Genomic DNA, 14,417 nt, shown 5'->3' on the forward strand with positions numbered 1-14,417 from the left:
TGTGGTTTCAATTGGTCATTGCAACGCTATTCTTTAATTAAGGAGAGCGTCGCTATGAAACGAAGAAAACGAATATATTATACCGCCGAGCAGAGAGAGTTAATGTGGGATCGCTACCAACAAGGTGACTCACTAGCCGATATAGCTCGGCTATTTGATAGGTATCACTCATCAATTGAGCACATCATCGCTGAAACCGGTGGCATACGACCTCCAGTCCGAAAAAGGTCGAGCCGTTGTTTGTCGTTATCCGAGCGAGAGGAAATATCCAGAGGCATAGCGACTGATGAATCAATTAGAGAGATAGCGAGTGGGCTTTGTCGCGCTCCGTCTACAATTAGTCGTGAAATTAATCGTAACGGAGGATACGACCTCTATCGGGCTAGCCGAGCAGATAAAGTCGCATGGGAGAGAGCCAAGCGGCCAAAGCGATGTAAGCTGCTATGTAATCAATCGCTTAGTATGATCGTCGCTCGAAAACTTAAAGCTGGATGGTCTCCTCAACAAATATCAGGTTGGTTGAAGAGAGAATATTCGGCAGGTGAGAACTTTTACGTGTCACACGAAACTATTTATAAAACGCTTTATATACAAGCGCGAGGAGCCTTAAAAAAAGAGCTTATTCAGTGCCTGCGATCACAACGTGTTAAGCGTAGATCAAAGTATTCTAGTCTTAAAGGCGTAGGGCGGGGAAAGATCGTAGATGCCATTACCATTAGTGAGAGACCCGCATCCGTTGAAGATAGAGCGGTACCTGGTCACTGGGAGGGCGATTTAATTGCAGGTACCCACAACAGCTATATAGCGACGCTAGTTGAGCGGCATTCGCGATACGTCATGCTCGTGAAAGTAGCAGACAGAAAGACAGCCACTGTAGTTACAGCGTTAATCAAACAATCAAAAAAGTTACCCAACGAACTCTATAAATCTCTGACATGGGATCGCGGTAGTGAGCTGTCCGCTCACAAGAGATTTACGCTAGCGACAGATATTAAGGTCTACTTTTGTGACCCTCAGTCACCGTGGCAGCGAGGCTCTAATGAAAATACTAACCGGTTATTGCGGCAGTATCTTCCAAAAGGAACAAACCTGTCTGATCACTCCCAAGCAAAGTTAAATGGGATAGCTCGACGACTCAACGAAAGGCCGAGAAAAACATTGGAATACGAAACACCTGCTGCTAGATTTAATACTTGTGTTGCAGCGACCGCTTGAGATCACCGCCATAATTGTTATATCTGGAAACTCTATAAAATAAACTGTTAAATATAAGAAAATTTGCCGGAGCAATATAATAATATGTCAAAGAAGACATCTAGCCTTGGATATAGGGTATGGAACCAAATGAGGCTAGCGATGCATGTAAATTCGTACTTTCAAATTTATAGTGAATTTATGAATCCCAATAATCGGATTCATTGGTCCTGGGGTGTTGGTTATGTTCTAAATAGTGCTGGGCAAGCACTATTTTCAGTCCATGATAGTGCACTTGGATATGATGAAGTCAAAGCGAGGAGTTAGCCTTTACAGTCTCATTGGTGAAGCGTTTGAGGGGGGTATATCACTCAAGCCGAAGAGGTCTCTCTTAAAAAAGAGATCGATAAGTTCAGTGTCGTAATAAAAAATATTAATATGCAAAGGAACAATCTAGTGGCGCACCGGTCACCATCTTTAACATTCAAAGCGATAAAAGATAAATATCCAGTTAGCACTGACGATCTGTCTAAGCTTACAGAAACTTATTACGAAGTCACAGTTCGGCTTTATCAACGTGTGCCTTTCCATAATCAGTGGCAATTACTTGACCTAGAGCCTGGCTTGAAAGAAATGATGAAGGCTTTGGTGTCGCGGGACGAACAAGGTTCGGAAAAGATTTAGGGTTCAAGAGAGCGATCAACAGGGTCAGAGTCGTTAAAAAACAACCCATGAGCTATTGGTAGTTTCCGAGCCTAATTAATTTACCCTAAGTGCTCTTTTATTTACTAGCTGCTAACCACTGCCGGACTATCTGAGTTTACCCAAACTTTGCAAAGCGATAGGCAACACAATAAGCGCTATACCCACTAGCGAAAGCACATCTAAATATTCCTCAAAATAAACCATGCCTATTAGGCTAACAAAAATCAGCCCCGAGTATTCGGCGATGGCTAGTTGTGAGGTGGGGGCTCGGTGATAAGAAAATACGCATGTGCCGTGGTAGAGCAGGGAAAAGAGTGCGCTAATGGCAATTAACCCTAACTCCAATGCCGACATAGGTTGCCAAAAGATAACCGCTAACACGCCGGCTAGGGGTAGCCCTAAGAGGTTGGTCCAGATTAAGGTAATGCTGACGGGTTGCTCTACCGGCAGTTTTTTAACCAGTACATTAAACAATGCCCAAGTAAAAGCTGTGCCTAAGGCAAATAGTGCAGCCCAATGAAACTGTGAAGGGCGCAACACAATTAACACGCCAATAAAGCCTAGTGCTGTGGCTAGGGTATGAGCTAGTGGTACTTTTTCTTTCATTATCCATATGGATAACGGCAGCATAATTAAAGGTGCGGCATAAAATACGGCATTGGCGGTGGCCAGTGGTAGGTGGGTAAGTGCCACCATTGCGCAGCCGCTACCCACTAATACTAGGTGCGCTCTAAGTGTGGTGACGGTGCCGTGTTTTAGTGTGCGTTGACTTGCGCTGCAACGAAGCCAAAAGGGTAATAGTAGCAGCAGACAGCATAGCTGCCGGATAAAAATATATTGAAAGGCGGATACGCCACCGTCTAATAATTTTACCGCCACGTCCGATAAAGACATGACAAAGTTACCGGCTATTAATACTAAAATAGCTAGGGTTACCACGCTAAGGTATTTCACTGGCTAGAGCTAAGCCGCATATCAATATGTGGGATGTCATCCTCTAGGTAGCTATCAGAAAAAGCCTTAAAACCAAAGCGGCCATAAAAATCACTGAGATGTAGTTGTGCGCCTATATCAATGGCGCAGTGGGGCCATAGCTGGCGACACTGGGTGATGGCGGTGTTGATCAGTAGTTGCCCTAGGCCGTTACCGCGGTGTGCGGGGTGGGTGACTATGCGACCTATGCTGACATGCTCATAGCTAATGCCAGGGGCAAGTAGGCGGCTATAGGCGGCGAGCTGGCCATCTTGCCCATCTTGCCCATCTTGGCCTTCTTGATCACTTTCTTGATAACCCAGCAGGTGATAACAACCGGGGTTTCTGTCTTTGTTATCCAACTCGTTATAGGGGCAGGTTTGCTCTACCACAAACACATCTACCCTGAGTTTCATTAACGCATAGAGTTGTTCGGTGTTGAGTTGGGCAAAGGGTAGGCATATCCAGTTCATAGCGGGCTCATTAGCTGTGGTTTTACTGCTGCGCACTTTAGCGTTAACGCCCGGCTTTAGCCTTAACCTTTGTTAAGATTTCAGCCTTTTTTTAATGCGGCTTAAGCTTATAGGGGTAATGCCTATATACGAGGCGATTTGGTAGTCGGTGAGTTGCTGCTCTAGCTCGGGGTAGTTTTCGCTAAACAGCTTATAGCGTTGCTCGGGGCTATGTAGCAGCATGTAACGCTCTTTTCTTTCTTTATAGAGTAGCTGGTTTTCTAATAGCTTTTGATAAAAAGGCTGCGTTTGTTCGCGCCATAGCTGCACTTGTTTTATGGGCAGGCGTAGCAGTTGGCAGTGGGTGAGGGTGGCGACTCTATAAGGTGATTGTTGTTGGGTGAGTAGGCTTTCAAAGCCGACTATAAAATCACCTTGCCAGTAAAACTCTTTGCTAAAACTCTTACCCTCATCGGTAAGGTAATAGGCTTGGCATAGCCCGCTCACTAAATAGTAAGCGTACTCAAGGGCATGGCCCTGCTTGCACAGCAGGGTTTGCGATGGCAGCTCTACCGCTTCGGCGTGCTGGCTGCATAGCTGTGCCTGCTCGGGGTTAAAACCCTGCTGTTGTAAAAAAGTAATAAAGCGCTGTTTCATATCGGTTAAAGCCCTAGGCGTTTTTTTAAACGATAAAAATTGCTGCGGTCCATGGCGAGTGCCTGTGATACCTGCGCCTGATTGCCTTGGTGCTGGTGTAGTAATTGCTGTATCAGTTTGCGCTGAAAATCATCGGTGGCTAGCTTGAGGCTGATAGGGGTAGTTGTGGTGTCAGTCTCGCTCGTACCAGTATCAGTTGCGTCGCCGCTGGTAGTGTTGTCAGCTGTAATATGTTGCGCACTGCTGCTCTGCTCTATACCTAAATCATCGGCGGTAATCTGCAATAGCGATGCGGTGGCCAGGCTATTATTTTTGGCTTTTAATATGGCACGGCTGATGCTGTGTTCCAGCTCGCGTATATTACCCGGCCATTGGTAATGCAGTAGCTGTGTTTGGCTGTGAGGGTCTAGGCGCACCGCCGGTAGCCCTAAGCGCCTGCGCTGCTGCTCTATAAAAAAGCCCGCCAGTAATAATACATCCCGTTTGCGTTCGCGCAGCGGCGGCACATGTATGGGGTAGACGCTTAAGCGGTGGTATAGGTCGGCGCGAAAGCGGCCGGCTGATACTTCCTGTGGCAGTTGGCGGTTGGTGGCGGCAATTATGCGTACATCCACCGACAGTGCTTGGTCGTTACCTATGCGTTGTATCTCACCGCTTTGCAGGGCGCGTAATAATTTTGCCTGTGCGGCTATGGGGATTTCACCCACCTCATCAAGAAACAAGGTGCCGCCGTTAGCCAGCTCAAACTTGCCCGCCCGCGACTGAGTAGCACCTGAGAATGCGCCTTTTTCGTGGCCGAACAATTCACTTTCAATTAGGTTTTCGGGTAGCGCGGCACAGTTAACATAGACTAATGCAGCATTGGCTCTAGCGGAGTGCTGGTGAATTTGCTGCGCGACCAACTCTTTGCCCACGCCGGTTTCGCCGCAAATTAATACCGATAAATCGGATTCCCCTACGGTAGTGATTTCGCGGCGCAATGAGGCCATGGCAGGGCTTTTGCCTATCATGGGTTGAGCGCTGCGATCGGCTAATACCGATTGCACTACTTGGTGCTCGTGCTGCAGTTGCGCCTCTAGGCTGTGTATTAAGTCGGCCGCTTTCACGGTGGCTTCTGCTAAGTGTATAAAGGCTTCTAGTTCCACCATATTGATATGGTCAAAGCTGCCTATGCTTAATGCATCTAGGGTGAGTGCTCCCCAGGGCTTACCGTCTATGTATAGGGATACGCCCATGCAGTCGTGTACATGCAGGCTGCCACTATTGGTATTGATTAGGCCGTCGTAGGGGTCTGGCAGGGTAGAGTCAGCGGCAAAGCGTACCGGCTCGCGGCTTAATAAGATGGTGGCTAGGCGAGGGTGTTGGTCCACAGCAAATTCTCGGCCCATGGTATCTTCGCTGAGGCCGTCTACGGCTAGCGGAATCAGTTTGTGCTCTTGCAGCCGTAACAGGGCGGTGGCATCGCAGGGGAACACCTGTTTAACCGCCTGTAATAGCCTTTGCAAGCGTAGCTCTTCGGATAGCGGTTGCGATAGGTCGCTGACAATAGCGAGTAGCGATTGAATAAATCGGCTTGTTGTCATATTGATCTCTTGGTTGTGTTTCTGACTGCAATCTATCGTTGTTAAGCTGACAACGGTAGATTATTTTTCCATATAAATCAACAGATTATATGTTGGTACGCTTCTTGAAAGAGCTAGTAGTAGTGGTGGTTTAAATAAGGCCGCCCACTGTTTTAATACGCTTAGGAGAGTGCAATGTTGTCGCAGCAAAGTAAAGATTTGGTTAATGCCTCACTACCGGCCGTAGGCCCTAAAGTGGATGAGATTACCGCGGTGTTTTACCCGCTGATGTTTAGCCGTTACCCCGAAGTGAAAGCCTATTTTAACCAAGCGCATCAAGCGCAGGGCAGCCAGCCCCGAGCGTTGGCTAATGCCGTGGTGGCCTATGCCTCCAATCTTGATCGCCTAGAGCTGTTAGGTGATGCCGTGGCGTTAATTGTACAAAAGCATGTGTCGTTGAACATTTTGCCTGAGCATTACCCCATAGTGGGTGAATGTTTGTTGGCGGCAATAAAAGAAGTGCTGGGCGATGTAGCCAGTGATGAAATTTTAGCGGCTTGGGGTGAGGCCTACCAACAATTGGCAGAATTATTGATAGGCGCCGAAGAGCAGGCCTACCAGCAAAACGAACAGCAACTAGGTGGTTGGCGCGGTGAGCGTAAGTTTATCTTGCGCCGTAAAGAGCAAGAGAGTGAGGTGATTACGTCTTTCTATTTTGAAGCTGCCGATGGTAAGGCCATAGCCAAGCACTTAGCCGGTCAGTACATCACTATTGTGTTTGCTGTGAATGGCGAAGCCATACGCAGAAACTATTCTTTATCTAACCAGCCTGGCACCGAGTATTACCGCATCAGTGTTAAGCGCGAGCCAGGTGGGGTAGCTTCTAATTATTTGCATGATCATGTGAATGTGGGCGATGAGATGGCCTTAACGTCGCCATCAGGAAACTTTACCCTCAACCAAGAAAGCCGCCCAGTGGTATTGCTTACCGGTGGTGTGGGGATTACCCCGGCGATGAGTATGCTTAATCCTGCAGTAGCCAGCGGCCGTGATGTACACTTTGTGCACGCCGCAATTAATGGCCGCCACCATGCCTTTAAAGATCATGTCGATAACTTAGCGGGCCAACACAGTAATTTAAAAATAAATTACTGCTACGAAAAACCCAGCGCTGAGGATAAACCCCATGCGCAGGGTTATCTTAATCGTGAGTTGTTAGAGGGCATGTTACCCAGCGATAAAAATATCGATGTGTATATGCTGGGCCCTAAGCCGTTTATGCAGGCTAGCTATAATGCTTTAAAGGCATTGGGTGTGCCGGTAGAAAATATTCAGTATGAATTTTTCGGCCCGCTAGAAAGTTTAGAGTCGGCGGCATAAAGTTATTGTTTTAAACGCGGTAGCTAACAAAGCCGCAGCGTAGCTCATACGCTGCGGCTATTTGTTAATTTTACTTAAGTAAAAAACAGTGAGTGCATTTTATGAAAGACTTACCCAGCGATGTAATAGCGTACAAGAAAACCCCAGAGTTTGATGAAAACACTGTGCCCAAAGGACTGTTAAAGGCACATCAAACTAAAGTTGGCGTATGGGGTAAAATCAACATACTGGCAGGCCAGCTAGAATACAGCATACTAGAGCCCGAGTTAGAGACAGTAGTGCTAAGCACAGAGCAGCACGGCGTAGTAGAGCCCACAGTGCTACACCAAGTAAAACCCCTAGGCAAAGTAAAATTTTACGTAGAGTTTTACCAGCTGCCTTAAGCTAAGTCTTTTAAACTAGAGACTCCTTACTAGGAGCTAGCGACTCTCTAACTAACGACTGTTAAGTCTTCCATAAAATCCAGCATCCCCTGCTGCCTAATCGTTTTTCTATGATTGGCCCATAGCTCGGCAATTTTTTCTTGGTTACAGGCTTTTCTATCCACGAGTACCCGCGTATTCAACTCACCAATTTTTTCGGTGGTGGGGCATTTGCTAAATACCACCTGGTTGCTAATTAAATCCATAAACGGACCGGATTTGCTAGTGGGCATAATAAAGATTAGCTGTAGGCCTAAAGCTTGGGTTAAATAGTTGATAACCTCGCGCGAGCGGGTCTCATCCATTTTTGAGAACGCTTCATCCACCAACACCATACGGCAGTGGCTGCTGCCTTCGTTAAACTTAAAGGCCGAGGTGACCGCTGCGGCGCGTATGATATAGGCCGGTGTTTCTAACTGGCCACCCGAACCAGTGCCGTATTTACTTAAGGCTATAGGTTCTTTATCCAGCGGCGTTTTGTAAATTTCGTAGCGGCGATAGTGGCGGTAATCGCTAATGCGCTGCAGCTCTTGCAGGGCGAACTGGCTGTCTTTATCTAGCAACATGCTTAACAGTTTGTCGCGCACTTGGCAGCTTTTGGCGCTGAGTTCTATGTCAAATAGGGTGCTGCCATCGCCTAAGCTGGGTATGTCGATTACCTCTTTAAAAAAGCGCCAGTACTCTTGGTATTCCGGTACCCAGTCATAGCCAAAGCTAAAGCGCTCTTGGTCTGAGCCGAAGACGTGATGCTCTAGCTCTTGGTTTAAGTCGTCCAGTATGCGTTTGCCATCACTAATGGATTGGTAAATAGAGTGGCAGAGGTTGGTGACAAAGGCGGTGTTGAAGCTCTCTTTTAAACTGGTAATTTTTTCGTGCTTTTCGACTAATACATTATTTTTTAAGCCGTTATATACCCCAGCAATTTGCTCTTGCAGGGCCACCATGTTTTTAAAGTGCTCGGCATTGTGGGGCTCGCCACTGTGGTTGAAATAGACAATATTATTGTAGGCGCTGCTGTTTTGATTATGGTGGGTAACGGTTTCGTATAGCTGCCGGTCGGTTTTATCTAGGCGAGCTAGGCAGTCGTGGTTGTCGGCCACAAAGGAGTATTCGCCCATAGCGCTGTTGGCGCGCTGCTCGGCTTGCTCCAGCATAACCTCGCCATCAAAGCGCGGGTACATATCACTGGCGGCTAACACTAAGGCTTCTTTGATCTCTTGTAGCGCTTGCAATTGCTCGCGTTCGTTTTCAAACTTTTCTAAATTATGTTCAAGCACTCGTACCTTGCTGTTATAAGCGCCGCGTTGTTCGCTGAGCTGTTGCAGCTGCGCTTCTATGTCTTGGTGTTGCTGCTGCTTATCGGCCAGTTGTGCTTCTAGTTCTTCAAAGTCGCTGAGGTCTAAATTGGCTAGCTGTGTTTCGGCCATATCGAGTTGGCGATAGTGGCTAAGCATACGGCTAATAATGTCGCTGCATTCGACTACTTGTATATAGTTGACCAATTCATGAACGCGGGCGGTATCTTGATAGGCAGTTTCCAACTGTTGGCTTTGCTGTTCTAAGTTGTGCAGCTCGCTTTGTTTAGCGCTAAGGGCGCGCTCCCTAGCGCCTTGGCCAAACACTAGCTGGCCATCGTTAAGATCGCATCGGAATAGGCTGTAACTGCCCGAGCCTAAACCATCGGCGGTTAAGCCGCGGGCGGTTTGTTTTAAGTTTTCTTCGTTGTCTACCCGCACCACCGCGCCGTAAGAGGCTTGAATAAAGTACTGGGCAATTTTGTGCTCAAAGGCCATCACTGCAACGATAGACTCTTTAGATAGGCTGAGCTTGCTGGCATCACGTTGCGCCTTAGCGCCTTGAATAATTTTGGCGCTATTACGTTTGCCTTTGATGGAGCGAACAATACGTATAGCCTGCGCCTCGTATTCGGGCTCGACGATAATAGAAAAACGCGCGCCGCCCAAATAGCCTTCTATGGCCATTTGCCACTGCGGGTCTAACACTTCCACGTAATCGCATAATACGCAGGGCTTGGCCTGCGGGCACTGTTGCTCTATGGCGGCTATGGCGGCCTCAACATGGGGCGGGTAGCTTACTTGGTGATTAGTGAGGTGTTTGATCTCGTTGTTTTTGTTGTGCAATTGGCTATTTAATTTATCTAGCTGTTCTTTTTTAGTTTGCTGCAGCGAAAATAATTGATCGCGTATGCTCACGCCGCTGGCTTCGCGCTCGCCTTGGTGTAATAGCTGGCCTAATTGGCGGTGGCTGTTTTCTAACTGGCTAACATCACTAAGCTTTTGCTCTAGGGCGCTAATACCTACCCAATCTTTGGTGAGCACTTGCTGCATGTCTAGGCCGGTATCGCTGGGGCCGTCTATCACTGCTTTGAGTTGTTTGCGAAAAGCTTTACTGTCTAGGGTGTTTATTTCTAGGCCCAGCGAAAGCTCCTGTAGCTTTTGTGCCAGTTGCTTGGCCGCTTGGTGGTTTTTGGCGAATTGCTGATCTTGCTCTAGCAGCGGTTTTACTTGCGCGACTAACTGGTCTTGATAGTTTTTTATATCGCTTTCTAACTGATCTTTATTTTTTAGCGCGCTAATGCCGCTGCGCTGCGCCTCTAATTGCACTAACTGGGTATGCAATAACTGTTTGGCTTGCTTGGCTTTGTCTAATTGTAGTCCGGTATCGTTAATGGCCTCTAGGTTGCGGCGTTGATCATCTTTTTGCTTGAGGTAATCTTGTTGCTTCAGTAATAGCTGGCGCGTGACTTCGGCGTACTCGCCGCTGCAGTGCTGGCCCCAATCTTCTATATAGCTTTGGGTGGCGATTTGCGCGCTGTCTAAGTTACCTATGGCTTCTTTTATGTAGCGGGTTTCCTCGTCCATACTGTGTATGGTTTTCATCAACTCGGAAACTTGTTTAATATCTTCTGATAAATCTTTAGGGTCTAGAATTTCTTTAGCGACAAATTCGGTGATGCTTTTAACGGGTTTATAGGCCATAAAGTTAGAAAAGGTACGCGCCGCGTGTTTGGCTTCTCTGTCATTAACGGCACCTTTTAAGCCTTTAAACGCGCCATACAATCTGCGTAAGTAGGGGCCTTTTTTGTCGTAGCTTTCTACCGCGTCTTTGCCTAGGCGTATGCGTAGGAGGTTGGCGATTTCAGTGATGGGGACTATTGTTTTACCGCCAGCTTCTTCTTTAACAAAATCGCTAAGGCTAAGGGCGTGATTGGGCACAATTAAAAACAATAAGTCATCTTGCCGCGCCTGCCTAGTGGCATTGGCGGTATCTATGCGCGCTCTTACGCACATGACTGCGGTAAACACCTCGCCAGTTTCACCCTGAGTGGGGTGGAAGACGCCAGCTACATAGCCGTCGGTTAACGTAGTGCGGGCATAGCTGCCGTCGTCACAACCTAAAACATAGGACGCTAGGGTGCGCACTTGCTTACCGCCGCGGCCGCGCTGGGTGGTTTCATCTTGGCCGGGGTTATAGGTGAATAAGTTTTCGTGTGCGGCTGTCATTAGTGACTGTATGCCATCGGCGGCGGTAGTTTTACCTGAGCCATTGCCGCCGGAAAATAAATTAATGGGGCCAAAATCAAATTCTAAATGGGGGATATTACCCCAGTTAACGTATATGCCGCGCTTACAAAACATCCGTGGCTTCCTCGTTGCTGTTGCTTGTGTTGTTAGTTGTGTTGCTGGATGAGCTGTTAGCGTCGGTGGCGGTTTGTGGATAGAGGCTGTCTAGCACCTCACTGCTAACAAAGCTGGTAATGCTGGGTTGTATGCTAATCCAACTTTCGGCAGATTCTAAATCGGCTTCGGCATTAAAATGGATTAGTCGCAGCTGGCGCAGACGTTTAAAAATAGCTTTGCGCTCGCCTAAATTATCGGGCAGGGAGCGGCGCAGTAAGTTTTTATGGGCGATGGCTAAGCCTTCTAGCGGTAACAGCACGCAGCCTTTTTCGTCTACTTGGCCTTCGCGCAGGGATTTTTCATATTCAACTCGCAACACCAAAATAACCGCCACTTCTTGTTGATTGGGTTTTACCCTAAAGCCATTATTAAAAGCGTCGCTGTCGGGGTCTATCATGCCGGGAACGCTGGCACCGGGTGGATATAAGCGCACAAATTTAAATTTGTTATCGTGTTGCAGGCGAACTTTTAAGGGCGATAGGTAATCTTCGACTAAGTCTTGGCAGATGATATAGCGGTCGTAGAGTTTGGCTTCGACATGGCTCTCATCACGGCTAATTACGCCGTAATCTAATAGGCGTATTAGCAGCTCCGAAAAATCATCGGGGCTGAGGTTTAGTTTTTTTAGGCTGGTGGCTATCAGCTCGGACAGTATCATAGGCGTCAGTCTTTAGTTATGAGTCGCTAGTCGCTAGTTATTTGGTTTGTTAAGTAGTTCTATGGTGAATTCGTCGTAGGATTTGTAGTATTCAGAGTTGCTTACGGTGTTGCCGGTAGGGCTAACCTTAAACGCTAACTCTGAACTTAGGTTGTTAATCGCGCCTACTTCTATAACGTGGGCCATGGCTAGCAAATCATTGGCGTTGTCTATGGGTAGTTGCTTGGTAGAAATGCGGCCGCCGTCGCGCAGGGCGTTAAGCACATAGTGGTGTACTTGCTTACCGTTAATCATAAAAGCTTGATCTAGTAATTGCTGAATCATTAACTCGCGTTGAGCGCCGCTATCAATTTCGCCATGTTCTTGTACGCTGCTATCCACCCATTGTTTTTGTTTGCGCTCTTGCAGCTTAATGGCTTGCGGGTCTACCCATTGCAGCTTCAATGTGGCCATGGCCTGGCTGGCATTTTGCAGCCGGTGCTGGTAATCGGCTTCGGGTAGGTCGGCCAGCTCGCGGCATACTTCCACTAAATCATTATTGTGCTGGCTGTTGAGGTAGCTAATTTGGCGAATAATTATGTCGGCGCGTTTGGTAAAACTGTGCAGGGCGCGACGCAGGGCGGGCAGCATGATGTCGGCGGCGTTGCGCATGCGTTGCTCTATGCTATCTAACACATACCATAAGTAGGATTGCTCGGGCTGGCATAAGTCGGGCAGGGTGCGGCGCAGTTGTCGCTCGGCCTCTTGTTTAAAATCTTTGTTTTTGCGGCGAATTTTGGCTATGACTTTATTGATATCGTCGCGGTGTTTCTCTACGCTGTCGGCAGATAAACGCACGGCTATATCGGGCTGAAAGCGTTTTTCCATAAATTCAAAAAACTGATCGCTGGCCTGCTGCACTAATTGCTGGGCCTCTACCTCGCGCACCAACTCGCGCTTGCGCTCCTCTAACTCTGAGATAACATCGGTAAAGTCGGTGATAATGCGCTCGGAATATTCATAGGCATCCAGCAAGTCGTAAACTTCGCCGCGATTAATAAAAGCCTCTAAGGCATTCAGTGTATTGCGGGTATTGCGGTGGCGGGTGCGTATTTGGCTATTATCCGACTCTAATAAGGCCAGCGAGAAAATACGACCCATGCGGCTAAAAGGATAGGTGGATTGCAGTGTGGCGGCATCCACTTGGCACTCTAACCAGCCAGCTTCTATTAATTGCTTGAGTACCCAGTTGGCTTGCTCGCGGTGGTTTTTAAAGCGCTGTTCTTGTTCGTGTGCTTGTTCTTTATATAGCTCTGGCTGCTGGCTTTGCTCTGGCGGCTCAACTTCAAATACCAAGTCCTGCGAGCGGGCCAGCGCTTCTTCTAAAATCTCTATCAACTGGCTGCGGTTTAGCGACTGGCCATAATCTGCGCTAGAGCTGTATTGACGTTGATACAAAAGCACCAGGCACTGCACGATCTGCTCGCGGTATTTGCTAGACAGGGGCTTAAAAAATTGTAGGCGTTCATCGTTAAAAAACATGATGAGTCTTAGGTGCTGGGTGAGTGCGGCGCTGGCTTACTGCGTGTATTTTTGTGGGCTGATTGTAACGTAAGGCCATGGGGGAGAGTAGGGCTTAATGGCATTTGTGTGCGCTAGATGGGCTTGAAAATACGACAGATAGTATTGGTTGTTTTTTGCACTGCATCTAGTTTGGAATGGTCGCTAGATATTCTGCTTAATGCGGTTAAAATAGCCTCAACTACACCCGCAAGGATTCGACATGCCCCGCTTTATTATTAGCCTATTACTGTGCTCACTAGTCAGCGCCTGCGCCACTTCGCCCACGGGCCGCAAGCAATTAATGATGGTGGATAGCGATCAAATAGCCCCGGCTGCGGCTAAGTCCTTTACTGAGATGAAACAGCAGGAGCGGTTGGAGAAGGATAAGGCGGTGAACCGCTATGTGCACTGCGTGATAGACCCGCTAATTGTCGAGGCCACTGCCGACTATGAGTTTTTGCCCCCTAACTGGGATATAGCGGTATTTAACAGCGATAGCGTGAATGCCTTTGCCATGCCCGGTGGCAAGGTGGGGGTTTATACCGCGCTGCTGCAATTAGCCGAAACGCCCGATCAACTAGCGGCGGTGATGGGTCATGAAATAGGCCATGTGATTGCCAGACACTCAGCCGAGCGCATGTCTACCGCACAGCTTACCGTAATAGGTATGACGTTAGCAGGCATAGCCACCGCTAATAACGAGCAGCAGTCCATTATTATGGCGGCTCTGGGTATGGGTGCCTATGTGGGCGTGCAGCTGCCCTTTAGCCGCACCCATGAAACAGAGGCCGACGATATAGGCCAGCGCCTAATGGCTAAAGCCGGCTTCGACCCCGCCCACGCGGTACGTCTGTGGCAGCTGATGGCAGGTAACGGTAAGACGCCACCAGAGTTACTGTCCACCCACCCCGACCCTAATAATCGCGCTGAGCGCCTGCGCGAAAACCTCGGCAAAATGCGGCCTTTATATTTACAGGCCAAAGCTGCGGGCAAAAACCCTCAGTGCAATAAGCCTGTTATCCCTAAAACTGTTAAGCCTGCTGAGAAGGCGGGGTAGTGGGGGCTGGTACGGCTTGCTGGATTTGTGTTGATATGGGCCTGCTCATGCCGGCCTGCGAGCCGGAATCCAAAGCAACAAAGCTAGCAACACTCGAGTATTAAATTCACCCTTT

11 protein-coding genes are annotated in these 14,417 nt (G+C 48.1%); 4 read left to right on the forward strand and 7 right to left on the reverse strand.

Going from position 1 to position 14,417, the window contains the following annotated elements; translation table 11 throughout:
- The first annotated feature begins 54 nt into the window (after positions 1 to 54).
- Positions 55 to 1,215, forward strand: a complete 1,161-nt coding sequence (locus B067_RS0108475) for an IS30 family transposase (RefSeq protein WP_019529719.1) — start codon at positions 55 to 57, stop codon at positions 1,213 to 1,215.
- A gap of 789 nt (positions 1,216 to 2,004) precedes the next feature.
- Here B067_RS0108475 and B067_RS0108485 read toward each other — a convergent pair.
- The 4 genes from B067_RS0108485 to norR form a co-directional block, all read right to left on the reverse strand.
- Positions 2,005 to 2,853 (reverse strand): DMT family transporter, encoded by an 849-nt coding sequence (locus tag B067_RS0108485; protein WP_019529650.1) that lies wholly within the window; start codon positions 2,851 to 2,853, stop codon positions 2,005 to 2,007.
- The gene (locus B067_RS0108490) at positions 2,850 to 3,344 is read right to left on the reverse strand and encodes a GNAT family N-acetyltransferase (RefSeq protein ID WP_026244531.1); all 495 of its coding nucleotides are present in this window, start codon (positions 3,342 to 3,344) and stop codon (positions 2,850 to 2,852) included. Before B067_RS0108490 ends, B067_RS0108485 begins: the two co-directional genes overlap by 4 nt.
- A gap of 72 nt (positions 3,345 to 3,416) precedes the next feature.
- Complete coding sequence (locus tag B067_RS0108495; protein WP_019529652.1) at positions 3,417 to 3,980, reverse strand: Crp/Fnr family transcriptional regulator; 564 nt, start codon at positions 3,978 to 3,980, stop codon at positions 3,417 to 3,419.
- Positions 3,981 to 3,985: 5 nt separating this feature from the next.
- Positions 3,986 to 5,563 carry a nitric oxide reductase transcriptional regulator NorR gene (gene norR, locus B067_RS0108500; RefSeq protein WP_019529653.1) on the reverse strand — a complete coding sequence of 526 codons (1,578 nt, stop codon included), beginning with the start codon at positions 5,561 to 5,563 and terminating at the stop codon, positions 3,986 to 3,988.
- A 174-nt stretch (positions 5,564 to 5,737) separates the two neighbouring features.
- Between norR and hmpA the strand changes: the two genes are divergently transcribed.
- Positions 5,738 to 6,922, forward strand: coding sequence for an NO-inducible flavohemoprotein (gene hmpA / locus B067_RS0108505; protein WP_019529654.1), 1,185 nt, complete (start codon positions 5,738 to 5,740; stop codon positions 6,920 to 6,922).
- A 101-nt stretch (positions 6,923 to 7,023) separates the two neighbouring features.
- Entirely contained in the window at positions 7,024 to 7,305 is a 282-nt protein-coding gene (locus B067_RS0108510; RefSeq protein WP_019529655.1) for a TehB family protein, read from the forward strand.
- A gap of 47 nt (positions 7,306 to 7,352) precedes the next feature.
- Here the strand turns inward: B067_RS0108510 and B067_RS0108515 are convergent, their stop codons facing one another.
- Genes B067_RS0108515 through B067_RS0108525 form a run of 3 tightly spaced genes read right to left on the reverse strand, consistent with a single transcriptional unit; the run spans position 7,353 to position 13,224 of the window.
- Positions 7,353 to 11,003, reverse strand: coding sequence for an ATP-binding protein (locus B067_RS0108515; RefSeq protein WP_019529656.1), 3,651 nt, complete (start codon positions 11,001 to 11,003; stop codon positions 7,353 to 7,355).
- A complete protein-coding gene (locus B067_RS0108520) occupies positions 10,993 to 11,703 on the reverse strand; it encodes a DUF4194 domain-containing protein (RefSeq protein ID WP_019529657.1) in 711 nt (236 codons plus the stop codon). Before B067_RS0108520 ends, B067_RS0108515 begins: the two co-directional genes overlap by 11 nt.
- Positions 11,704 to 11,736: 33 nt before the next feature.
- Entirely contained in the window at positions 11,737 to 13,224 is a 1,488-nt protein-coding gene (locus tag B067_RS0108525) for a Wadjet anti-phage system protein JetA family protein (protein WP_019529658.1), read from the reverse strand.
- A 241-nt stretch (positions 13,225 to 13,465) separates the two neighbouring features.
- Between B067_RS0108525 and B067_RS19975 the strand changes: the two genes are divergently transcribed.
- On the forward strand, positions 13,466 to 14,302 hold the full coding sequence (locus B067_RS19975; RefSeq protein WP_019529659.1) for a M48 family metallopeptidase: 837 nt from the start codon (positions 13,466 to 13,468) through the stop codon (positions 14,300 to 14,302).
- The last annotated feature ends 115 nt before the right edge of the window (positions 14,303 to 14,417 follow it).

This window comes from Dasania marina DSM 21967, from assembly GCF_000373485.1.
Classification (GTDB): domain Bacteria; phylum Pseudomonadota; class Gammaproteobacteria; order Pseudomonadales; family Dasaniaceae; genus Dasania; species Dasania marina.

Coding starts and splice junctions, on each gene's coding strand:
- B067_RS19975 (WP_019529659.1), top strand. CDS start 13,466: ATGCCCCGCTTTATTATTAGCCTATTACTGTGCTCACTAGTCAGCGCC.
- B067_RS0108520 (WP_019529657.1), bottom strand. CDS start 11,703: ATGATACTGTCCGAGCTGATAGCCACCAGCCTAAAAAAACTAAACCTC.
- B067_RS0108490 (WP_026244531.1), bottom strand. CDS start 3,344: ATGAACTGGATATGCCTACCCTTTGCCCAACTCAACACCGAACAACTC.
- B067_RS0108525 (WP_019529658.1), bottom strand. CDS start 13,224: ATGTTTTTTAACGATGAACGCCTACAATTTTTTAAGCCCCTGTCTAGC.
- hmpA (WP_019529654.1), top strand. CDS start 5,738: ATGTTGTCGCAGCAAAGTAAAGATTTGGTTAATGCCTCACTACCGGCC.
- B067_RS0108515 (WP_019529656.1), bottom strand. CDS start 11,003: ATGTTTTGTAAGCGCGGCATATACGTTAACTGGGGTAATATCCCCCAT.
- B067_RS0108495 (WP_019529652.1), bottom strand. CDS start 3,980: ATGAAACAGCGCTTTATTACTTTTTTACAACAGCAGGGTTTTAACCCC.
- norR (WP_019529653.1), bottom strand. CDS start 5,563: ATGACAACAAGCCGATTTATTCAATCGCTACTCGCTATTGTCAGCGAC.
- B067_RS0108510 (WP_019529655.1), top strand. CDS start 7,024: ATGAAAGACTTACCCAGCGATGTAATAGCGTACAAGAAAACCCCAGAG.
- B067_RS0108475 (WP_019529719.1), top strand. CDS start 55: ATGAAACGAAGAAAACGAATATATTATACCGCCGAGCAGAGAGAGTTA.